This is a genomic window from Pedobacter frigoris (genome assembly GCF_032678645.1).
Classification (GTDB): domain Bacteria; phylum Bacteroidota; class Bacteroidia; order Sphingobacteriales; family Sphingobacteriaceae; genus Pedobacter; species Pedobacter frigoris_A.
Genome location: NZ_JAVTSP010000001.1, coordinates 783,878 through 805,307, shown reverse-complemented (window position 1 = coordinate 805,307; position 21,430 = coordinate 783,878). Strand labels below are relative to the sequence as shown.

Here is a 21,430-nt window from a genome sequence, read left to right as displayed (position 1 = left end):
TTTATGAATATTCAGTTTTAGTTATTCTTCAGCATGGCGGATATATTTGCGTCATGTTTAGCATACATGAGTACACGACGCAAACTTATACATTTAAATTTATGACTATTAACATAAAACCTACTTCTTTAGTAAGGAATATACCGAGATTTTTATTTTTTCTGATAGCCATGTTGCTTCAAAAGGAAGTTAAGGGACAAGAACAGGCGTATAATTTGCCGGTTAAAACAACAGGTGTTAAAAAGCCGGTTCTATCTCTCAATGGAGAATGGAAATTTCAGTTGAATGCACAATCAAACTGGGATGTTATCACGGTTCCCGGTGAAGCAGTGATGCAGGGATATGGATTAGAACATGATAAGTCATTCTTTTATAAAAGAGCTTTTTCATTACCGGCCGATTTTAATGGAAAAAAAATTATTATAAGATTTGACGGAGTTTATAGCGAAGCAACCTTGATCATCAACGGAAAAGTGCTGAGAAAACATAAAGGTGGATTTACCAGATGGGAAACCGATATTACCCCATATGTTTCATTTGACAAGGCAAATGAGGTACTATTGGAGATTCAGGATAAGGTGAGTGACATTTCATATGCTTCGGGCTATGCACATCATCCAATAGGAGGCATCTTGAGGGATGTAACGCTTTTTGCAACTTCAATGAATGCTGTTCACGACTTTGGATTGGAAACACAACTGGATAATGAATTCAGGAATGCCGTAGTGAATCTTAATTTTAAAGCTGAGCAGGTTGAAGGATCAACGATTCATTATGTTTTATACGATAAAAAGAATAATCCGGTACCAGGTACTGCAAAACAATTTAAGGTTAATAAAGGTGAGAATGTAAACAGCTTTAGTGTTGTTAACCCATTAAAATGGGATGCAGAACATCCTAACCTTTATCGCATGAATATCAAGGTTAAAAAGGATGGGAAAGAAACCTATACATTTGATCAGCAAGTAGGATTTAGATCAGTGAAAGTGGTGGGAGATCAGCTAATGGTAAATGGGCGGCCTGTAAAACTAAGAGGAGCCAACCGCCATGATGTGAGTCCGACATTGGGGAGAACCACCACCAGGCAATATGATAGCCTGGATGTAATCTTGTTTAAAGAATCTCATATTAATTTCGTGAGGACATCGCATTATCCCCCAACCGAACGTTTTGTGGAGTTTTGCAATCGTTATGGGATCTACGTAGAGGTAGAAACAGCAGTTTGCTTTGTTGATACTTACAGGCAACAAAACTATGCTCCGGGAGCAACCCAAAATGATCCGGCGTATACTGATCAATACGTGGGACAATGTCGTGAAATGGTCAATACCTTTAAAACCCACCCAGCAGTGATCATCTGGTCCATTGGCAATGAATCTATCTACGGAACCAATTTCAAGAAAAGCTGGGACTATGTAAAAAGTGCCGATAAAAGCAGGCCTGTTATCTGGAGCTATCCGGGATCTCAGAAAGATGGCGACAATATCTATGAGATTTTAAGTATGCATTATCAGGATGTAAACGGAAACCTTTCTCAACGCGGAAAAACAACCAGGGGATATGAAGGGCATGGCATTCCTGCACTATTTGATGAGTGGGCACATCCTCCTTGCTATACATATAAGACATTGCGTGATGATCCAAACATCAGGGAATTCTGGGGTATTTCCATGGACATGATGTGGGGAAGGTTATTCCCTACAAAAGGTGGTCTAGGTGGCGCGATATGGGGATATGTAGATGATATCTTTATGATACCTCAACAGTTGAAAAAAGGGACGCCACTCTGGAGAGATTTTGCAAAAGGCCAAAAGCCGGCAGCATATCAGGGACATGAAGTTGGTTACGGTGAATGGGGAATAGTAGATGTTTGGAGAAGAAGAAAACCTGAATTCTGGTCGACTAAGAAAGCGCAGTCACCTATCCGAATACTGCAGGAAGGCAAACTGATTAAAGATTTTAAGCCCAATCAACACATTCAATTACCTGTATACAATAGATACGATCACACTAATCTTAATGAGGTAAAGCTTCAATATGTGTACAACACTAAAAAGAAAACAATTGAATTACCAGACATTAACCCGCATGAAAAGGGAGTTTTTCAATTGCCAGCTGAAGATTGGAAATCTGGAAAGTCCATATTGCTTAATTTTATTGACCGTGATGGACGTATAGTGGATACTTATGAATACTTTTTGGGTGAACGTCCTGTTGCCATGCCAATCGCTTCGCATAAGGGTGTTTTAAAATTAGAGGAAACAGATACCAAGTTCATTATCAAAGGGCAGAATTTCGAAATCCCTGTCTCTAAGTCTACAGGACTGATTGAAAATGCCCTTTTGGATGGCAAAATATTTATCGGAAAAGGTCCTTATCTAAATATGGACATCAATCTGAATCACCTAACGGGAGCTGAGGTAAGGAAGAGTGCAGACAAATATCTGGTTCAGGATAAGGACTGGTTGAAGCAGGATGTTAAATGCAGCATTCAGAATGGCATGGCCAGGATTGCAATAACAGGAACTTATAAAGGGCTAAAGGTGTATTTTGATGTTCTGGTAAAATCAGAAGGAGAAATTATAACGGACTACCGTACTGAAGGAGAACCTAATGGTTATGTTAGAGAAATCGGCATAAAATACCATATGCCTAATGATATCAATAAACTGAACTGGGCGAGAGATGGCTATTGGAATTATTATCCAGAAGGCGACTTTGCGGGCAATACCGGAATGGCTACATTATTTGAAAATAAGCAGGCTGCTTATGGACAGAAGCCAACGCAGCCATGGGATCAGGATACACACAATTACTACTATTGGTCTGATCAAGGTGCGGGTAGCAAAAAACCTTTCACCCAAAAAGCCAAGGGCATGAAGGAGAATATCTATTACTACACCATATCCGACTCAAAAGCCAGCAGAATGTCTGTCGTGTCGCCTAAAGCTGATGTGGCTTGCAGAATGGATCGGTTGGAAGATGAGCAAATCGTTTTGTACATCAACAACAAATGGGATTATCCGGAAATAGCATGGGGTAATTATTGTAAAACGCTGGAAGCTTCTCCATGCAAGGGGGCAATCACGGTTAGGTTTTAATAATATGCTTAACTGATCGACTTGCCAAACGGTGTGAAAGCCAAGGCCCGGAATTTCCGGGCCTTTGGCGTATTAGATTTAATTTGCCGTAAAATTAAGAACCAATTGAATTCTGGAATCTATTGGTTTTTCATCAATATAAGCGGGTATCCAATCCTGAGGGAGTGAATTAAATATCCTTAAGAATTCTTCATCGGTACCGAATCCAACCTTACTTTCTATTTTGGGATTGATCATTTTCCCCTCTTTGGTTATAGTGGCCAACAATACATTTGTGCCTTTAAGGGTGCCAGGGTGTTTGATTGTAGAGAGTAAGATCTCAAATATTTTGTCATCTCCTCCCAAAAACACTGGTCGTGCGTCTGTTTCTTTCAAAACATTTCCATTCTCTATAATCCATGCATTTTGAATCAATTTTGATTCTTCATATAAGAGCAGGCTTTTTTTATCGGCATCATATTCTTGGGTGATTATATTGTTACGATAATAGCGCCATACGCCGATTTTTTTTCCATTATCGTATTGCCCCTTTTCACTTGTAAATACGAGGGTGCTTGAATATTCTCCATGCTTAATGTCTGGATTTGATTTCAAAACATCATATGTATCTACGGTTGTATAAGATCCATGGGAGATTTTCTTCTTTATTTTTTTGACTGTTTGAGCATGAACGCTGGAGATGAGAATCGAGGCTGCAAAAAGTAATGAGATCGGTAATTTAAACTTCATTTTGAAAAATTATATTTTCGTTGAAAATAACATTTTGAAACGAGAAAATCAATTGGTGAAAGCAAGCATATTTAATTATCAAGATACCTAACTGATCGACTTACCAAACGGTGTGAAAGCCAGGTTCATCAGCTTAAAATGCTGTCGGCCAAATGGAATACCGATGATGGTGATACAGAACAACAAGCCAAAAAATAAATGGGTGAGGGCAATCCAGAAGCCACCGAATACCAGCCAGATGATATTCATTATCGTAGAAAGGCAACCTGTATTGGAAGAAGTATCTGAGATTTTTACTCCAAAAGGTGCCAGTCCTACTATTGCAAATTTGAAGCATTGAATTCCGAAAGGGATTCCAACAATGGTGAGACAGAGGATGATTCCTCCAAGTATGTATTCAAAGAAAATGAATATTCCACCAAATATTATCCAGATGAGATTGCCTATAAAATTCATAATCGTTTTCCTTTTAGAGTACAAATGAAAGGATTAGTTACGATATGAAGATTTTTACCATAAATTCTGTTTTAGAATTTCGTTGATGAGCTCGGTCACTTTAGCTGCATCTGCATACACCATAAAGTGCCCTCCACCTTTTACGATAAGGTCAGGACTGGTATAACGGATTGGAATTGTCCTGTCAGCCGTACCATGCAGATGGGTCAGATTCATTGGCTTCTCCGTATTTCTCCATTCTAAGATGGCAGTTAATGCCCATTTCATAAATAAAGGATCAGTTTCACGTATCAACGTTTTCAATAACGTTTTTTCTTCAGGGGTTTTCCCTCCAAGTAATCCCGCTGGTAAAAATTTCGATTGTTTGATTAGGCCTGTTGTAAGTATTTTTTGCAATCGCAGATTGCCTGCAAGTCTGAAATACCAGGGAAGCTGAAGATAGGTGGGGGCAGAAGAAATAAGAAAAGTATGAAGAGGATTTAATTTCCTGCTTATTTCTGTGGCAATCATGCCCCCAAGTGAAAGACCAATTAAATAAAAGGGTTGAGTGTGGTCAATGCCGCTACCAAGTCTCAAAGCGTAATCGGCTAGAGATTCCTTTTCCAGCGGAGGAATCCAATCCAGGTATATGAGCTTATATTCTGGAAATTTCATTTTCCTGAAAACCCTGCTGTCAGCACCTAAACCGCTTATAAAATAGATTGTCTTCACATTTGTAAATGTAGATAAGTTCGAATGTATTTTGTTGTTTACAAATGATTTTTTGGTATCAAATTTTGTAGTATTGATTACACACATAAATGAAACCGATATGAAAAAACTAATCATTGTCGTAATGGCCTGCTATGGCCTGAACGCTCGTGCCCAGGTGGACGAATCTAAAAATTTTCTGTACTTCTACTCAGATTCTGTGGTCTATGCCAATAGCATTAAGCTGAGACCCGATTTCTACAATTCCTGGCAGCTCAGGGCTGATTCCAGACGTGTTCCGCAAGAACAGGTCAAGTTTTTTAATAATGAAAATGGCTTTTTTGCTAATACCAGGAGGCACACTATTATGGAAAGAGGATCATTTTCCGAACGGATTGTACAGGGAAAAATCAATCTATTTCAAGAGGTAGCGTACGATGCTTTTTTGTACGATAGAGGGTACAGGTACGGCAGACACAGGTATGGTCCTCCTGTTCAGCAGCCAGTAAACCTCAGTATGTACTATAATAAAGGGTATGCTGACTTGAAGAAAGTTAATTACAACAATCTGAAGCGTGATATGGCCGACAATCCTGTAAGTATGGATTTACTGGAAGGTTACCGCAAAAGTGCGAACGGCAGTAAAATTCTGTATGTGGCCGCTGGAGCATCTATCGTAGCAGGACTGGTTTCTTTTGTCGTTAAAGGAAGTAGTAACACAAGATTGTCAGACATGAACTCCTTTGGACACCAGCAGGGTTTTTCAAGTATGAGCAGTCCTAATTTTGCTTCAAGCTTTATATTCCTCGGACTCGGAGCAGGTTTGGCTGCGGGAGGATATGCCGTAGACAGATCTGGTTACAGAAAGCTGGAAATGGCTGTAGATGCTTACAACAGGTAGTCTATTTTTGAATTAATAAAGACTTGCTGATTTACAGCAAGTCTTTATTAATTATTTATATTAGAACACACTAATCCACAACTATGATGAAGGCATTGATAATAGGAGCAACAGGCGCAACGGGAAAAGACCTGGTTGATGAGCTTCTGTGGGATAATGATTATGAAACTGTTACCATTTTTGTGAGAAAAGCCACAGGTAAACAGCATAGCAAACTTATTGAGCATGTCGTTGATTTTTCCAGGCCAGATGATTATGTGAGTTTAATCGTTGGCGACGTACTTTTTTCGTGTTTAGGTACTACACTGAAAGTTGCCGGATCAAAGGAAAAGCAATGGAAAATTGATTTTGATATTCCTTTAAAATTTGCCGAATTAGCCAGGCAAAATAATGTTTCGACTTTCGTACTTGTTTCTGCATTGGGTGCTTCGGCCAAAAGCAAAATATTCTATTCAAGAATGAAGGGCGAACTGGAAGACAGAATTTTGGGATTGGATTTCAAAAAGTGCATTATATTCAGACCAGGGCTACTTGAACGCCCGGACACTGACCGGCTAGGAGAGAAGTTTGCCTTAAATATACTTGGATTTTTTAACGGACTGGGAATGTTTAGAAAACACCGGCCGCTGCCCACAAGGATACTGGCTCAGAAATTAGCCAAAGCGCCAAAATCACAACCAGAAGGGATTACTTATATAGAGAAGGATAAGATATTTTCTTTTTAAAGAAGTAATCGCCACCCTGAACACGCGTTGGCTGTAAACCTGTCCCGGTTCAGGGCAACGAAAAAAAATTAATTAAATACTGTCAGATTAGGGAAGTAGATCTTGTTGAAATCAGTCGTCACACCGTCACCACCATATTTAATTTTCTTTACCAGCGCACCGGTTGAAGCATTATAGATCAATAGGAAATTAGCTGTCGATGCAGCTCCATATCCCTGTATGCCGTTAACCACGATATAATCTTTGTTTTTATCATAACGTATAGCACCATATACCATAAAAGGATTCTCATCGATATTGATAAAAGGTGCAGCCAGTGATGAAGCATTACCATCTATGTACTTATAAATTGATTTTCCTGAATGATAAAAAACAGCGTTCTCTTTTGTTGATGCAGTAATTCTGTTTGGTGCATCTAAGCCAAATGCGCCTATGCTTGCCTTCAATTGTACACCAGCAGTATCCAGATTATCATCAATAGCAATTAAACGTGTACCGGTAGATGCCCAAACTTTGCCATTCGGTGTTTGTGCAAATCCACGGCTGATGTTTGAAAAGGTTTTTACAAAAGAATAATTGCTGGCTGAAATAATCTTAGTGCCGTTACTTTGTAACAGGTATACGTATTCACCTTTTTTCCACATATCCCCGGTATTCAATGCGCCTGCTGTTGTCAGTTTATTTTGAATAGCAAGTGTGCTCAAATCGACCTGGTATACGCCATCATTGGAACTTACCAGTCCGCGATTTCCATCCACCTGTATCAGACTTCTCCAGTTGGTAGCATCCTGTACGTATCTGGCTTCTTCCTTAAGTGTTTGTGCATTTACTTTCACTAATGGACCATTCATTTTGCACATCAGGAAAATGCTGCCGTTAACGACAGAGGCAAATTGCAATGTACTTGTCTTCGCTGCATTAGATAATATTTTTCCAGGGTTTTCTTTTTCGTAAGCTCTTGCAATTACAGTATCGTCACCGTATCTGTAGAAATTAATTGTGCCAGAGTTTTGTCCTATAGCACCTTCACCTATGATAAAAAATCCGTTTTCATATTTTCCTGATACCGGATCAGTGGGTATTGGATCAGCATTGTCCTTTTTACAAGCATACAGGCCTGTAGTTAGCAATGCTGCGACTAAAAATTGTTTGATGTTTACGTGTTTCATTATGATATATTAATTTATGGATTGACATTTTTTGAGTCGTCGGGGAAGAGGCAAAAGGATAGCCCTGCGATGAATACATCACAATAAAAAGAGAGAAAACGGACACAAAAATAGTGTAACACATAAATCGTACATCTCATCCCAGCTTCAATCCCCGAAAGCTATGAAATCATAATGCTGAAGGCAGGTCTCCTGACTTACGCCCGATTTTCTGCCTTCCCATTCGTTTAATTGGAACAGTGGCCAGATTTGAAAACCGTTTAGGCGCTTACAGTTGCGGGACAGTTACGGATTCTCACCGTATTCCCTTTTAATCCAGGATAACATAATCCAGGAACCAAAAGCGGTGCAAAGCTAAAAAAATATTGGTATGATTTGTAGTATTGTCTAAATGTATTAAATCAATAGCTTTAATGACTGCTTTTTAAGTTAAAAATTGATTTGACAGCAGTAGCCAGTCCAACAGCTACCAGACCTGCGACAAGTCCAAAAATGAGCTCTTTAATTATCGTCGGCAAGCTTGGCAATAAATGATGGAAAAACTCAATATTGTGAACAAAGATGCCACCTGAAACCAGGATCAACGCAATTGTTCCAACGACCGCCAGAATCCTGATGATCACAGGCAATGATTTAACCAATAGATGTCCGATGCCAGCAAGGATGCCTTTGTCATCAGCGCTTTTGATCAGCTTATAACCGGCATCATCCATTCTCACAATGAGCGCAACGATACCATAAACACCCACCGTAGCCAATAGTGCAACTACGCATACTGTTAAAATTTGTATGGTTAGGTTTTGCTCCAAAACACTTCCTAGTGCAATGATTACAATTTCTATAGATAGAATGAAGTCGGTCATCACAGCAGATTTAACCTTGGCTTTTTCCGCATCTTTACCATCTTGTTTGATCTCTTTAACAACTTCATGACCTTCCTTTTTGCGGTGAAAGAAGTACTCAATTATTTTTTCAACGCCCTCATAAGCCAGGTATAGGCCACCTAGTATCAGTATGATCTTAATAGCAGCGGGAAAAAATGCGTTTAACAATAAAGCGATTGGGACAATGATAATCTTGTTAATAAATGAGCCTTTTGTGATTGCCCAAAGCACAGGTAATTCCCTTGAAGACAGGAAGCCAGTTGCTTTTTCCGCATTCACCGCCAGATCATCACCCAGGATACCTGCAGTTTTTTTTGTCGCAATTTTCGCAGTCACCGCCACATCATCCATTAAAGCTGCTATATCATCTAAAATCGCAAAAAAACCTGAAGCCATATTCTCTCATTTATTAAGGCCGCAAAATATCCTTTAAAACCATATATAAAAAGAAAAAAATGTAATAATTTGGCCATTATGGATTTTTACGGATATGTAAATACAGTTGAGTTAAATGCACCGGATGGTATTCCTGCAGAATATCCATTTGACATCCCATGCGTCCGAAACTTCAAAAAGTTGAACTTTCATTCGAAGGTAACCTATTTGATTGGTGAAAATGGAATGGGAAAATCGACACTGCTGGAGGCTATTGCTGTTGCATTAGGATTTAATGCAGAGGGAGGTACACGAAATTTTAAATTTGATACTCAATCTACACATTCCATTTTACATAATTATCTGAGGATTAGCAAGGGAATTCACAGAATTAAAGACGGTTTCTTTTTAAGAGGTGAAAGTTTTTATAATGTAGCATCGGAAATTGACGAACTGGATAAGGAACCAGGATCGGCACCACCGATTATTGATTCCTATGGAGGAAAATCATTGCATGAACAATCGCATGGCGAATCTTTCTGGGCCTTATTTATGAACCGTTTCGGAGGCTCAGGATTGTATATTCTGGACGAACCGGAATCAGCGCTGTCTGTAACCCGCCAGATGGCCATGTTGACACAGATGGATAAACTAGTCAATAAGCGTTCACAATTTATTATTGCTACACATTCACCAATTATACTGGCATATCCGGACGCAACCATTTATCAGATGACAGAGGAAGGAATCAGGAAAGTAAAGTATAAGGAGACTGATACCTATCAACTATACAAAGGATTTTTGGACAATCCTGAGCAAATGACCTCTATATTATTGGGAGACTAAAAAGTCTCAATATAAATTCTCAGTCAGCACTACGCAAACGTTTGTGTGAAATCTAAAACTGAATAATCTTTTCCTTACTTTCGAAACAAATATTTAGATGATTAAAATGCGCCTCAAATCCTTTTTTCTTACTTGCCTGCTGGCATCAGTATTTTTCACAACAACAGCACAGGATATAAAAGTTGACAGCTCCTCTGCGAAAACATTACGTATAGACCCACAGTATGCCCGTGGAGCTACAGTATCCCAACTCTATGACGAAGTAGAATTTATTCCCTTGGAAACCAACAAGGAATGTTTATTTGGGAATATCAGTTCGCTTAAACTCGTGAAGGATAATTACGTCTTTTATGATTATGATACCAAAGGGGTATACATTTTTACCAATCAAGGAAAGTTTAAAGCTAAGATCAATGCCAGCAAGTTTCAGCAGGATCCCACTGATAAGGATAAAGAAAAGTCAGAATTTTGGGGTTTTACTGTTGTTAAAGATGGTGAACAAGATCTAATCAAACTTCAGACTTCAAAATATTCGTTCTATTTTGATCTGGATGGCAAGCAGGTGAAACGAGTACTCAAAAATGATGAGAAGTATACCAGTTCATTCCGGTTTAGCGATGGAAAAACTTCTATCGATCGCTATTTTCAAAAGATAACAGGAAAAGACACCATCAGGTACCAGATGGTCTTTGTCAGGAACAATAAGGATAGCGTGGGGTATTTCCCTTACAAGCCCAATGAGGTATACCCAGCAGGGCAAAGGATTCATAACAGCAATAGCCCTGATGAATACATGTATCACAACTATAATTCCTACGACTTGTTCAAGGTTACCCCTGATAAGATAAGTCTGGCATATCGTGTAGTATTACCTGCTGCCATTACTTTTTCTAAGGATATTGTGAGTAATCCCTTATTTAAAAAAAGCAGTTTTGAATTTCTACTCAACAACAAGGTTGTTTTTGATATTGATAAGATTCAATTCATAGGAAACCAACTATATCTCAAATTGGATAGCCACAACTGGACACAATCAACAAAAAAGATGTTTGCTTACAATTTAAAAACATCAGAGGTTACCTCGTTGCAAGATATAGAACCCGACAGTTTGTCTCATTTTCTGCCTGTAAACGATGGCGGTTCATTTTACGACTTCATTAATTACGGGTTTCAACTTTATGAAAACGGTTATTTATATACCAGTTATTCTTCCTTGGCTATGTTCACGTTCAAAGAGCAGAGTGAGGGTAAAAAAGCAAAGTTCCCTCCTGTATTAGATAATTACTTCAAGAGCAGCAATAAAAAAAGCAATCCTGTGATCATCAAACTAAAGCCTAAAAAGATCTAATCTAACCTCTCCATGCGTAATATTTTTTTTCCTCTCCTGACGATGTTCATCTTAGGATGTATCAACCAATCCTTTAGTCAGCAAACAACACCAAATAACTTAGGCTCCGTAAAAGGGGTATTGAGAGATACCACAAACAACTATCACCTGAAGTCAGCCACGGTTTCACTTTTTAAGGCAGATAGTACCTTGCTTAGCTACCAGCTTAGTAATAACTATGGCGAGTTTTCATTTGGCAAACTGCCTCTAAATTCCAAGATGTACATTGAGGTGAGTCACCTGGGCTACCATCTGTTCAGGAAAAACTTCGTCATTACCGATGTTAAAGCACCACTGGATTTAAAAACATTGATCATCGCAACTAAAGATTTTTCCCTGAAAGAAGTGCAGATCAAGATCCCGCCGATCAGTATGAATGGCGACACACTTGAATTCAACGCAGCGGCTTTTAAGCTGGATAGCAATGCAGTGGTAGAGGATTTGTTAAGGAAAATCCCGAACATTACCCTATGGGGCGACGGACAAATCACGGTAAACGGCAGAGAAGTAAAAAGCATTTTGGTAAACGGAAAGCCTTTCTTTGGTGGAGATTTTAAAACGGCTACTCAAAACATTTCTAAGAATGCCCTGGAGAAGGTGCAGGTTTACAATACGATAAAGGATAGAAGTAATCCCTTAGACAGCACGTTAGAGATGAACTTAAAACTGAAAAAAGGGAAGGACATCGGCTATTTTGGTAAGGTTGGCGGGGGTATGGGCACCGATCGCAGGTTTGAAGGAGATGCCAGTATCAACATGTTTTCGCCAAAAGTTCAAGCCGCCATTATCGGTGCAAGTAATAATATCAACAAGGTAGCAAATAGCGTAGGAGCACTTACGGCCAACAGTACCTTTAAGGGTGTAGGTACAAATGTTGAATACCAACCCGATTTTAGACAAACGGGGATCAATAAGACTTTTACAGGAGGAGTAAACCTAACCTACAATTTTGTGGTGACACCGGATTACAACAATAGGAATACGCTGACCGCCAATTATTTTGAACAAAGGAAGTTTTACGACAACCTGGAAGACCGCGAAACCATCATCACCCGAAATACAAATGACAAGCTGTTCGATAGAAGTATAAGTAAAAGTGAGTCAAATAATGACAATCATGCTTTCGATGCTACCTATACTTTAAACAAGAAAGGCTCACAATTGTCTGTCACTCCGTCCTTTAATTTTAATAAAGGTGACAACAGCAGTACTTCTGAGCGCAGTACTTTTAATAATGAAAATAAACTGGCCAGTACCAATGTCAGCAGCAATAACGGCGAACTGGACAATAAAAGATTCAATGTCGTAGCTCGCTACAATTTCCGTCCCACGGTGATATACTCAGACAGACGTATGTTTCAAGGCCTGAATATCAATTACTCCATGGGAGTGCAGGATAATAACTCGGAAAGATACAATATTACCAAATTCAGATCTGAAATAGATGCGGCTCAAAACCGGGACTTCAACAGAAAGTATACTACTCAAAGTGATAATCTGAATCAGAGAATTGATTTCGAATTGCCGGGTCTGACTGCATGGCTCTTCGGTTATAATAGCACTAAAATCGTGAATGTAGATGTTTTCAATAATTTCTCCAATTCTGCTAATAAAACCAATAGCAAGGTTGAAGATCTGATTGTAGGCACTAACAGTTATAAGCCCAATGATTCCCTTACTAATTTCAACCAGACCAATCAGATTGACGACAACTTTGGAATAAACTTATCTAAAAGCTTTAACAAAAGTTTAAGTAACAGATTTAATAAAGGTCTGACATTCCGTGCCACTCTGGCCAATCGTTTAATCTATCAGGACAATAAATCCGATAGATCTTTTCAGAACATCAAAAGAAACTATACCAACTTTATCCCAAGTGCCTCTATAAGTCACAATAATAACCAATATGGTGAATTCTACAGATCGATTTCAATTTCTTATAACACAGATATTTCCATTCCCAACTTACAGCAATTGGCTCCAATAATAGATGATTCAAATGTGTACTCCATCAGTTATGGTAATCTAAATCTGAAAGAGGCCATAGTAAGAAGTATTAGGTTTAACCTCAGTCATAATACCCAAAAGAGCAAAAATAATCTAAATATCAACCTCAGCGGAGCGTATTCAACTACAGACGATAATGTGATTGACAGTTTATTCATAGATGAGCAGAACAAACGTGTGAATTACCTGGTAAATGGCGATGGTACTAAAAGCTACAATGGGAATCTGAACATTAGAAAAGCTTATAAATTAAAAACCAGTGAGCTTCAGTTGACAGCATATTCATCATTTAACGCCAGCAAAAATCCCGGATATTTCAACAGTGTGTTTTTATATTCCGATAACTTGAATAATAGCAATAGCCTGTCGGTAAATTATACTTACCGGGACAAATGGGCGCTGGAAGGTGCGCAGTCATTTAATTATTCCCAATCAAAACAGGCGTCATTCAATACCGAATATGATACTAAAACATGGACTAGCGCCGTGAGTACCCGGTATAATGTGACAAAGAGGTTTTCCATTAATAGCAACATCAGTTTTAACAGCAATAAAGCGAGCAATAATGAGGCTGTTAATTTTAAAATCTGGAATGCGAATGTTACATACAGGTTCCTAAAGGGTAATAATGCAGAATTTAAATTTGCAGCTTTAGATATTTTAAGACAGAATAATAACATTATAAATTACACCGGCATAAACAGTGTAACAAGAGGAACTCAAAAAGTATTGCAGCAATATTTTATGACCACTTTCTCTTATTATCCACGTAAGTTCGGAAAAGATGCGCCAAAGAAATAAATTTACTATTATTCCTTCCCGCCATCTCTAACAACATGATAGCTGGGCGACATAATTTCTACATTGGCCTGTTTGAAGACTTCCTGTATATTTTCGAATAGACTACTGTAGATCAATGCCTGTTTGTTCGCCTCTTTAGTATAAGCGTTAATTTGGTAAGAGATATAGAAGTTATCGAGACTTGTTTGCAGGACAAAAGGCTTTGGATCTTCCAGCACGTGAACGGTTTTTAAAGCTGATTCAATCAACAGTTCGTAGACCTGTTGCCATGGTACATCATAACCTATTGTCACCGTATAATGCACAATCAATCCTTGTTTTTCATTTTTTGTATGACTGGAATAATTGATTGTGGAGCTGGAGAGTACCATGGAATTGGGTACCGTAATGTCTTCATTTTTAATGGTTTTTATTCGCGTTACAAGCATTGATTTTTCCATTACATCACCTACGACTTCACCGATTTTTACACGGTCGCCTATTCTGAAAGGTCTCATGTAAGTGATTACCAGTCCAGCTACGATATTTGTAATTGCGCTGGATGATCCCAATGAGATCAGTATACCCAGAAAAACTGATACGCCCTGAAAAGCAGGGGAGCTGGAGCCAGGAAGAAATGGAAATACCAATACCAGCATAAAGGCATAGAGTATAAAACGCAGGATGTTGAATGTAGGGATGGCCCAGTCAGCGTGAAATCCGCTAAACTGTATGTTGCCACGTTTCATTTCATAAAACAGATACTTGACGGCCTTCAAAAGGTATTTAAAAATCAGATAAATAACAATCACTTTAAACAGGTCCGGCAGGTAATCCAGTATTGCCTTAGCTGCAGATCTTAGCGGACTCAATATCCAGCCGATCAAGGTTCCCGTCCATGCTTCCGTTTCCGGAAAAATGCTGAACAGCAAAGGTAGCGACAAGTAGACGATCAGAATGATGATGAGGATTTTTACTATGGTATTCAATCGTTGAAGAGCAGCTTCCAGGTGATCCGCAGTAATGATCTTTATGTTTTTAAGATTTAGGCCGTTAAGATACTTTTCCTTGTTCGATGAGATAAAGCCCGAAATTCGCTTAAATACCTTGTTTAGTACTGAAATAACAATAGCCAGGATAGCAATGATTAGTATGACCAGACCAAGGCGTTTGAGCAGATTGAACAGACTATGACTTTCGCGCTCCTTTATAATGCTTTTCCTGATGATCTTCAAATAATCATCAGCGAGTTCGGCACTGCTCTTCCCAAACCAAAGACCATCCAGGTTCCCCACACTGACGATCACATCAGTATTTTTATAAATCAGGTCAAAACTGCCCTCATTTTCGGCGATCAATAGTGAATCAGATTTAAAGAAAGGATCGTCATAGAGCTTCTCAATCTTAAGAGAGATGGCTTTAGCCCTGTCTTTAGCATGGAAAGAACCTGTGCGGGTGTAGATGAAAAATAGGGTGTCCTGATTGAGTATCACTGGATAACCGGTCGTTGTCTTCTTAAGTGCTTTAAGTTTTTGAGTCTGTGTAATTAGCCTTATAGAATCATTTACAGCGATTTGCCTTAATTTGGCTTCCAGTTCCTTAGTCCGTTTTTCATTCCCTGCTGCCGTGGTAAGTTCCTTGTTTAACTGCACTTTGACCAAAGAATCTATTCGCCTCTGTTGTTCATCCTTTATCAGCAGTGCTTCATTTAGGTTTGTACTGTCGCTGGCTGCTGTTGTCTTTGAGTGTTGCGCCATGCAGTAGCCGCTGATCAAAGTAAAAGAGAGAAAGACGAGCAGTAATTTGAAATTAAACATAGTCGTGTTTTTGTAGCAATAGGAGAGAAATTATGGATTTTATTTTATAACAGCAAATGCGTTTCATTTTTAATAATAATCTTTAGTAACATTATCAGATTTTTAAATCTAATACAATAAACAATAACAATATGACGCCTCGTAAGAAAATACTATTTGTACTCCTTGGATTGATACTTATTCTTGTAGTACTTATCGCCGGAGGGATTTCCAGTTTCTCATATAAGGATTCCATAATTAATTCTACATCAAATTCAAATTGGTCTGATGAAAGCACCTCTACGACATTTGGTGAAGTAAAGGAAGTAAAGTCGAATTATAAGCCTGCTGATATGTCGTTAGTGGTTTTGTTGGATGGAGATACTTTATATAAGGATATTAATAAACTTATGCCTATCGTACTAACTATTGACGCTTATGAAGTAGGTCCCTTATGGATGCCTTTACGTAAATCAGCTGATTTTTCAGCAGCAGGATCGATAAAGATTAACCGTAAAGTAGAAACAACTTCCGGATCTGATCTAATAAGCTCATTTAACACGAAATTATCAGGACAATTTACTGTAAGCGGCAATGTAGCTTTAAATGGCTTTTACTCTCATAATGAAGCAAAAAAGTTGGTTCAGGATCTGGTGGTAGAAAACTTTGTCGCTAAAGCAAAAGAACATTTCAAAACATTTTCACCTGAAAATCTGCAAAACTTTGCGGTAATGCAGTCGATAGAATAAGCAATCTATTCAATGATAAGAAAAGTCAATTTCTGTCTCGTTTTCACCAATTCAATTCCATACTTTTTCAACAAGTTGGCTTTAAAGCTTTCGAAGTCCTGTGCAGGGACCTGCAGGAAATCATAGCCGTTCTTGTCGTCGGTTTCTGCTTTGCAAAAAACACCAAATTGCCTTTCGAAATTTGCGGCAAGTTCTGTTAGGGTTGCATTCATTACTGTCAGGAAAGATTCAGCTCTAATAGAGTTAGAGAATTTCCCACCACCATCACTTCCTTTTTTGCCGGTCATAATAGTTGGGGCTAACTTATCAGGGGCGACTACTTTTAGTGAATATACTACGGTATCAATGTCTTGCACACTCGCTTTAAATCCATATCGTTCTCCGATCATTCCGATCAGTTGCGATTTCATTTTATCAGGATCCGTATTTGTCACCAGAGCATCAACAGCGATTTTCTTATTTGTAAGATCTTTATCAGACTGATAGATAATCCTGTTGTGTTGATTGTTGTAGAGTGCGGCAATGATCTCAGAGATAGGTGCCAATTGAGCTTTGAACATAGAAGTGTCAGGCTTTAAGGACCAGGATAAGGAATATTTCATAGGAAGTTTCTCTTCCAAAATATGGACGTTAAATGTACCCATTGCAGGAATAGCAGTTAGCTTTCTATCAGATAATTTAGCTGGTGATGTATTTGGGTTGTAAACAGTTTTCGTTTCTCCCGTAATTAAAAATTTATCAAGTAGCTCAGGGGTAACTTGTCGTCCATTGCCAGACCATTTGATGATACCGTCTTTATCTATGAGATAAGCACGAGGGATACCAAAGACGCCAAAGTTTTCAAAGGTTTTTCCATTGTCCAGCAAAAACTGATGTTTGAAATTCTGAGATTTTATAAATTTCTCTATGTTGACTGAAGTTGTATCAGTAATGGCAATGAATTCAAATTTGTCTTTATAGCGATCTATAAAATCATTTGTTTCGATCAACCCGGCAACGCATGGCCCGCACCAGGTGGCCCAGAAGTCCAAAATGATCGGTTTTCCCTTAGGCACCTTATAATTTTTAGTGTACGATTTCTGAAATTCGATTTTAGGAGCTTGTGCGCCAACTTTAAGTTCATTCTGAGCAAACAGGAGAGTGATATTCAGACTTAACAGTACTATCAAAAGCAGTTTTTTGTACATGAGCGTGGGATTTGTTTCTAAGTTATAGAATAGTCATTAATATTTCAATTTAATCTTATTTTTGAAAGAAAAAGATCATGAAAACAAGGTTCACTATCTTTTTTATGCTCCTTATGAGTATGGGGCGTATTGCATCGGCGCAGGAAAGTACCACTCAACAATTCAAAAAGCTGGAATGGCTGATTGGCAAATGGCAGCGTACTAACCCTAAAGCAGGGCAGTCGGGCTATGAAGTATGGGACAAGATTTCAGGCACCAAACTAACAGGAAAGGGGATCACACTTGAAGGTAAAAAAACAGTTTTTGAAGAGCAACTTGAATTGAGTGTTCAGAACAACCAGATTTTTTATATGGTTAGGTTGACAGGAGATCCGAAACCTGTAGCTTTTAAGTTGACCTCTATTAGCAAAAATGCTTTTGTCTGTGAAAACCCTGAGCATGACTTTCCGAAAAAGATCGCTTATACCAGGAATGGCAACACCGTAAAAGCAGTAATATCTGGAAATGGGCATAGCGTGGACTATGAATTTTCTATATTTAAGGAAAAATAGAGAATTCCATGCCTGCCAAAAATGAATTCAAAGCAGAAATACAGATTATCGGTATCAATCCATTTGTTGATGTGCCGGAAGATATTTTAAATAAGGTGTTTAAGCAGGCCGGAAGAAGTAAAAGTCCAATTCCAATTAAAGGCACAGTTAATGGCAAATCCTATCATCAGACCCTGGTAAGATACAGTGGAGCATGGCGTTTATACATCAACACCGTTATGCTGGAACATTCACCAAAGCGAATAGGGGAAACGATAGTGGTTACAGTCAGTTTTGACCCTGTAGAAAGAAAAATTGAGGCTCATCCCGAATTGTTAAAAGCATTATCCGAAAATAAGGAAGCAAAAGCTGTATTTGATGGACTGACACCATCATTGAGGCATGAAATCGTCAGGTATATTAGCAATTTGAAAACCCAGGAGAGTATTGGAAAGAATGTGCAAAAGGCAATAGACTTCCTGTTGGGCAAAGGCAGGTTTGTTGGAAGGGAACTTAAAAATTAAGTGTAACCCAGCATTCATGAAAATTAAATCATAGTCTTTAGATACTTTATGTTTCGCAATAACAAACATCCTGATTTTGTAATATCTGGTCTTGATAAAGCCATTGTATACAGTATAGGTGGCTGCTTTATGCTGTGGCTATTGGGGATGTCCTTGTACGGCGCTTTATTTGGTCCAACCTTTCAAGAGCAGGTGCGCATAGATTTTTCAAACGAAATTTTTGAAGGGAGAGTTGACACCATCTACCATGAGGGACAAAACCGTAATGCACTTGTGGCTATACTTTCAAATCAGCAGAAATACTATATCACTCCAGAGTGGGAGACTTTAATATCCATTGACGATTCGTTGCAAAAGAAATATAACTCATTCATTTTAGAGGTTTATTCAAAAGATGGTAAAGTCAAGAAACTCGATTTTAGAGAGGTTTCTAAACCAGAGTTTTATAGGTAACATACTGTATCCTATAGTGCTACATCCTATTAATCCTCATTCCTTATATCAGCATGATTAAAAGTCAAAAATATCTCCGAGGAACGACCCTTTTTTCTTGTGATATGGCTTTTGATATTCCTGACTACGTTGCTGATACTCCTGATCACGTTGTGAATAACGCTCCTGATCTTTTCCGTAATTGTCTTTGCTTGAATAGTGTGTTGCTGACCTTTCAATAATTTTATCAAGTTCGCCACGATCCAACCAGATGCCCCGGCAATTTGGGCAATAGTCAATTTCAATTCCGTTTTTATCACTCATCAATAGGGTTTCGTTACAACTTGGACATTTCATGCTTTATACTTTAAGTTTTCTTTGAAATACAACGTTTTTAGAAGAATGATGTTTTATTATAATTGTAACTTTCCTGCGGTGTACTCGTAGGCAGGACTTCGGAAAAAGTTTATAAATGCAAGTTGAATTTGCTAAAATCCATATCTTCATGGCATATTTATTTTAACGCAATGAAATTTAAAATTTTCCTGTATCTCTGTTTTTTAAGCACTTCGGTTTTAGCTCAGATAAAGACATCAGAACTTTATGGCTCTTGGATTGCCACTCGTGTCACCTATTTGAGTGGGGAGGAATTGCCTGATGAAAACATTCTAAAATATACTTATGTGAAGTATAATTTCAAACCCACTGACAAAATGTTTTATTCAGGCGTCTATTACAATCTAGGCTGGGAAATGTTCTTCAACGTTGTAGGGGATAGAATAAACGTGAGCAGTTCAGCAGGCACTGTAGTAAATGTTTTCAAAGTACTGGATTTGAAGAAATCGACTCTGGTTATTGTACAAAGTACCGCTCAGGGGTTTACAGACCCCATGGCAATAAAGTATACGTTTACCAGGGAAGAAATTTTGCAAGATGCTATGCCATTAACGAACGCAGATGTTTTCCGTATCAATGGGACGGATACGCTATATCAATCAGGTCAAAAAATATATGCACAATTTAGTGGTCCAGACTTCAGTGATTATATATCTGCTAATATGGGTAAAAGAGAGATATCAGTCAAATCTGGGGAATTATTGGTTAGCTTCATCGTAGACAAAGATGGTGTAGCCGATAGTCTAAAAATTTTGCAGGGTATAAATCCAAAATACGATAAAGCTTATGTCGAAATATTTAATTCCGCAAAGCACAAATGGAGTCCAGCACGTATCAACGGTAAGCCGGTTTCTGTCTTGATGCAGCAAGAAAAGAAATATTTTACATCAGACAAAGCGATCCCAAGCTACTTTGAGGGAAACAAGGCCAATTTAGCGTACAACAATGGAAATTACGAACTTGCTCTTCACTACTATAACCTGGCTCTTGGAAGTAAGCCAGATGATAAAGAACAATTATATAAAAGGGGGATTTGTAAACAGAAATTGGGTAATCTAAACGGAGCCTGTGAAGATTGGCGAAAAGTTAAAGCTTTAGGAGGAGAAGAAGCTAATGCTTTGCTGGAGAAGTTTTGTAAATAAACCCTAGATTCATTATATGCTACAAATCAACTTACCACAGCTTCCCGATATTACGACGAGCCGTTTATTAATGAGAGAACAGACACTTTCAGATGCTCCCGCACTGTTCAACCTTAGAACGAATCCTGAAGTTATGCGTTACATTGAGCGCCCTCGTCCTAAAGCAGTAGCTGATTCTGAAGCAGTAATTAGAAGCATCAACGAGAATTTTCATAAAGGCATGAACATGATCTGGGCGATCACCCTCAAAGAAAACCCTGAGCAGATGATTGGTAATCTGGGTTACTGGAGAACAGATCTTGCCAATCATAGGGCAGAGATCGGTTATATGCTGCATCCTGATTATTGGAGACAGGGCATTCTTTCTGAAGCCTTAACTGCGATAATCGACTTTGGTTTTAATACCATGGGCCTGCATTCCATGTGTGCAAACATAAACCCCGCAAATGATGCTTCAAGACAACTACTGCTTAAACATGGTTTTATCAAGGAAGCCTATTTCAGAGAAGATTATTATTTCGATGGCAAGTTCCTGGATAGTGAGATTTATGGCTTGCTGAATAGCGCGGGGTAGGGACTATATTATACCAGTTCTCTAAAAGCCATTATGGAAATTGGTAAATT

The 21,430-nt window shown here is 38.5% G+C and carries 20 protein-coding genes and 1 riboswitch; of the genes, 12 read left to right on the top strand and 8 right to left on the bottom strand.

What is annotated here, in order from left to right:
* The first annotated feature begins 101 nt into the window (after positions 1-101).
* Positions 102-3,101 (top strand): glycoside hydrolase family 2 protein, encoded by a 3,000-nt coding sequence (locus R2Q78_RS03575; RefSeq protein WP_316788947.1) that lies wholly within the window; start codon positions 102-104, stop codon positions 3,099-3,101.
* A gap of 78 nt (positions 3,102-3,179) precedes the next feature.
* On the opposite strand, the gene R2Q78_RS03570 is transcribed toward R2Q78_RS03575, so the two are convergent.
* The 3 genes from R2Q78_RS03570 to R2Q78_RS03560 form a co-directional block, all read right to left on the bottom strand.
* Positions 3,180-3,830 carry a hypothetical protein gene (locus R2Q78_RS03570; protein WP_316788945.1) on the bottom strand — a complete coding sequence of 217 codons (651 nt, stop codon included), beginning with the start codon at positions 3,828-3,830 and terminating at the stop codon, positions 3,180-3,182.
* Positions 3,831-3,917: 87 nt separating this feature from the next.
* Entirely contained in the window at positions 3,918-4,286 is a 369-nt protein-coding gene (locus tag R2Q78_RS03565; RefSeq protein ID WP_316788943.1) for a YccF domain-containing protein, read from the bottom strand.
* Between the two features lie 54 nt (positions 4,287-4,340).
* Positions 4,341-4,997: an alpha/beta hydrolase gene (locus tag R2Q78_RS03560; protein ID WP_316788941.1), complete on the bottom strand. Its 657-nt coding sequence runs from the start codon at positions 4,995-4,997 to the stop codon at positions 4,341-4,343.
* Between the two features lie 100 nt (positions 4,998-5,097).
* On the opposite strand from R2Q78_RS03560, the gene R2Q78_RS03555 reads away from it, so the two are divergent.
* Together R2Q78_RS03555 and R2Q78_RS03550 are read left to right on the top strand one after the other, a co-directional pair.
* Positions 5,098-5,877 (top strand): hypothetical protein, encoded by a 780-nt coding sequence (locus R2Q78_RS03555; RefSeq protein ID WP_316788939.1) that lies wholly within the window; start codon positions 5,098-5,100, stop codon positions 5,875-5,877.
* A gap of 83 nt (positions 5,878-5,960) precedes the next feature.
* The gene (locus tag R2Q78_RS03550; RefSeq protein WP_316788937.1) at positions 5,961-6,602 is read left to right on the top strand and encodes an NAD(P)H-binding protein; all 642 of its coding nucleotides are present in this window, start codon (positions 5,961-5,963) and stop codon (positions 6,600-6,602) included.
* Positions 6,603-6,670: 68 nt separating this feature from the next.
* On the opposite strand, the gene R2Q78_RS03545 is transcribed toward R2Q78_RS03550, so the two are convergent.
* Positions 6,671-7,771 carry a DUF5074 domain-containing protein gene (locus R2Q78_RS03545; protein ID WP_316788935.1) on the bottom strand — a complete coding sequence of 367 codons (1,101 nt, stop codon included), beginning with the start codon at positions 7,769-7,771 and terminating at the stop codon, positions 6,671-6,673.
* 164 nt (positions 7,772-7,935) lie between these two features.
* A riboswitch (cobalamin riboswitch) is annotated at positions 7,936-8,128 on the bottom strand.
* Positions 8,129-8,181: 53 nt separating this feature from the next.
* Positions 8,182-9,051 (bottom strand): DUF808 domain-containing protein, encoded by an 870-nt coding sequence (locus R2Q78_RS03540; RefSeq protein ID WP_316788933.1) that lies wholly within the window; start codon positions 9,049-9,051, stop codon positions 8,182-8,184.
* 78 nt (positions 9,052-9,129) lie between these two features.
* Between R2Q78_RS03540 and R2Q78_RS03535 the strand changes: the two genes are divergently transcribed.
* The 3 genes from R2Q78_RS03535 to R2Q78_RS03525 all read left to right on the top strand — a co-directional run bounded on the left by R2Q78_RS03535 (position 9,130) and on the right by R2Q78_RS03525 (position 14,071).
* Positions 9,130-9,876 (top strand): AAA family ATPase, encoded by a 747-nt coding sequence (locus R2Q78_RS03535; protein ID WP_316788932.1) that lies wholly within the window; start codon positions 9,130-9,132, stop codon positions 9,874-9,876.
* A gap of 106 nt (positions 9,877-9,982) precedes the next feature.
* Complete coding sequence (locus R2Q78_RS03530) at positions 9,983-11,224, top strand: 6-bladed beta-propeller (RefSeq protein WP_316788930.1); 1,242 nt, start codon at positions 9,983-9,985, stop codon at positions 11,222-11,224.
* A 12-nt stretch (positions 11,225-11,236) separates the two neighbouring features.
* Positions 11,237-14,071 (top strand): TonB-dependent receptor, encoded by a 2,835-nt coding sequence (locus R2Q78_RS03525; protein ID WP_316788928.1) that lies wholly within the window; start codon positions 11,237-11,239, stop codon positions 14,069-14,071.
* A gap of 8 nt (positions 14,072-14,079) precedes the next feature.
* Here the strand turns inward: R2Q78_RS03525 and R2Q78_RS03520 are convergent, their stop codons facing one another.
* The gene (locus R2Q78_RS03520; RefSeq protein ID WP_316788926.1) at positions 14,080-15,867 is read right to left on the bottom strand and encodes a mechanosensitive ion channel family protein; all 1,788 of its coding nucleotides are present in this window, start codon (positions 15,865-15,867) and stop codon (positions 14,080-14,082) included.
* A gap of 131 nt (positions 15,868-15,998) precedes the next feature.
* Between R2Q78_RS03520 and R2Q78_RS03515 the strand changes: the two genes are divergently transcribed.
* Positions 15,999-16,595, top strand: coding sequence for a hypothetical protein (locus R2Q78_RS03515; protein ID WP_316788924.1), 597 nt, complete (start codon positions 15,999-16,001; stop codon positions 16,593-16,595).
* 5 nt (positions 16,596-16,600) lie between these two features.
* Here the strand turns inward: R2Q78_RS03515 and R2Q78_RS03510 are convergent, their stop codons facing one another.
* Complete coding sequence (locus R2Q78_RS03510; RefSeq protein WP_316788922.1) at positions 16,601-17,782, bottom strand: TlpA disulfide reductase family protein; 1,182 nt, start codon at positions 17,780-17,782, stop codon at positions 16,601-16,603.
* Between the two features lie 77 nt (positions 17,783-17,859).
* Here R2Q78_RS03510 and R2Q78_RS03505 point away from each other — a divergent pair, with 77 nt between their 5' ends.
* From R2Q78_RS03505 to R2Q78_RS03495, 3 genes are read left to right on the top strand one after another with little or no spacing between them, the layout of a single operon-like run.
* Positions 17,860-18,333 (top strand): DUF6265 family protein, encoded by a 474-nt coding sequence (locus R2Q78_RS03505; protein ID WP_316788920.1) that lies wholly within the window; start codon positions 17,860-17,862, stop codon positions 18,331-18,333.
* Positions 18,334-18,341: 8 nt separating this feature from the next.
* Positions 18,342-18,836 carry a YdeI/OmpD-associated family protein gene (locus tag R2Q78_RS03500; RefSeq protein WP_316788917.1) on the top strand — a complete coding sequence of 165 codons (495 nt, stop codon included), beginning with the start codon at positions 18,342-18,344 and terminating at the stop codon, positions 18,834-18,836.
* Between the two features lie 48 nt (positions 18,837-18,884).
* Entirely contained in the window at positions 18,885-19,289 is a 405-nt protein-coding gene (locus R2Q78_RS03495) for a hypothetical protein (protein WP_316788915.1), read from the top strand.
* Between the two features lie 57 nt (positions 19,290-19,346).
* On the opposite strand, the gene R2Q78_RS03490 is transcribed toward R2Q78_RS03495, so the two are convergent.
* Positions 19,347-19,625: a zf-TFIIB domain-containing protein gene (locus tag R2Q78_RS03490; RefSeq protein ID WP_316788914.1), complete on the bottom strand. Its 279-nt coding sequence runs from the start codon at positions 19,623-19,625 to the stop codon at positions 19,347-19,349.
* 170 nt (positions 19,626-19,795) lie between these two features.
* On the opposite strand from R2Q78_RS03490, the gene R2Q78_RS03485 reads away from it, so the two are divergent.
* Positions 19,796-20,806, top strand: a complete 1,011-nt coding sequence (locus R2Q78_RS03485; protein ID WP_316788912.1) for a hypothetical protein — start codon at positions 19,796-19,798, stop codon at positions 20,804-20,806.
* A gap of 16 nt (positions 20,807-20,822) precedes the next feature.
* Positions 20,823-21,380 (top strand): GNAT family N-acetyltransferase, encoded by a 558-nt coding sequence (locus R2Q78_RS03480; RefSeq protein ID WP_316788910.1) that lies wholly within the window; start codon positions 20,823-20,825, stop codon positions 21,378-21,380.
* The last annotated feature ends 50 nt before the right edge of the window (positions 21,381-21,430 follow it).

Excerpts from the sequence above, each read along its gene's own strand:
- R2Q78_RS03575 (WP_316788947.1), top strand. The coding sequence starts at position 102 with ATGACTATTAACATAAAACCTACTTCTTTAGTAAGGAATATACCGAGA.
- R2Q78_RS03570 (WP_316788945.1), bottom strand. The coding sequence starts at position 3,830 with ATGAAGTTTAAATTACCGATCTCATTACTTTTTGCAGCCTCGATTCTC.
- R2Q78_RS03565 (WP_316788943.1), bottom strand. The coding sequence starts at position 4,286 with ATGAATTTTATAGGCAATCTCATCTGGATAATATTTGGTGGAATATTC.
- R2Q78_RS03555 (WP_316788939.1), top strand. The coding sequence starts at position 5,098 with ATGAAAAAACTAATCATTGTCGTAATGGCCTGCTATGGCCTGAACGCT.
- R2Q78_RS03550 (WP_316788937.1), top strand. The coding sequence starts at position 5,961 with ATGATGAAGGCATTGATAATAGGAGCAACAGGCGCAACGGGAAAAGAC.
- R2Q78_RS03545 (WP_316788935.1), bottom strand. The coding sequence starts at position 7,771 with ATGAAACACGTAAACATCAAACAATTTTTAGTCGCAGCATTGCTAACT.
- R2Q78_RS03540 (WP_316788933.1), bottom strand. The coding sequence starts at position 9,051 with ATGGCTTCAGGTTTTTTTGCGATTTTAGATGATATAGCAGCTTTAATG.
- R2Q78_RS03535 (WP_316788932.1), top strand. The coding sequence starts at position 9,130 with ATGGATTTTTACGGATATGTAAATACAGTTGAGTTAAATGCACCGGAT.
- R2Q78_RS03530 (WP_316788930.1), top strand. The coding sequence starts at position 9,983 with ATGCGCCTCAAATCCTTTTTTCTTACTTGCCTGCTGGCATCAGTATTT.
- R2Q78_RS03525 (WP_316788928.1), top strand. The coding sequence starts at position 11,237 with ATGCGTAATATTTTTTTTCCTCTCCTGACGATGTTCATCTTAGGATGT.
- R2Q78_RS03520 (WP_316788926.1), bottom strand. The coding sequence starts at position 15,867 with ATGTTTAATTTCAAATTACTGCTCGTCTTTCTCTCTTTTACTTTGATC.
- R2Q78_RS03515 (WP_316788924.1), top strand. The coding sequence starts at position 15,999 with ATGACGCCTCGTAAGAAAATACTATTTGTACTCCTTGGATTGATACTT.
- R2Q78_RS03510 (WP_316788922.1), bottom strand. The coding sequence starts at position 17,782 with ATGTACAAAAAACTGCTTTTGATAGTACTGTTAAGTCTGAATATCACT.
- R2Q78_RS03505 (WP_316788920.1), top strand. The coding sequence starts at position 17,860 with ATGAAAACAAGGTTCACTATCTTTTTTATGCTCCTTATGAGTATGGGG.
- R2Q78_RS03500 (WP_316788917.1), top strand. The coding sequence starts at position 18,342 with ATGCCTGCCAAAAATGAATTCAAAGCAGAAATACAGATTATCGGTATC.
- R2Q78_RS03495 (WP_316788915.1), top strand. The coding sequence starts at position 18,885 with ATGTTTCGCAATAACAAACATCCTGATTTTGTAATATCTGGTCTTGAT.
- R2Q78_RS03490 (WP_316788914.1), bottom strand. The coding sequence starts at position 19,625 with ATGAAATGTCCAAGTTGTAACGAAACCCTATTGATGAGTGATAAAAAC.
- R2Q78_RS03485 (WP_316788912.1), top strand. The coding sequence starts at position 19,796 with ATGAAATTTAAAATTTTCCTGTATCTCTGTTTTTTAAGCACTTCGGTT.
- R2Q78_RS03480 (WP_316788910.1), top strand. The coding sequence starts at position 20,823 with ATGCTACAAATCAACTTACCACAGCTTCCCGATATTACGACGAGCCGT.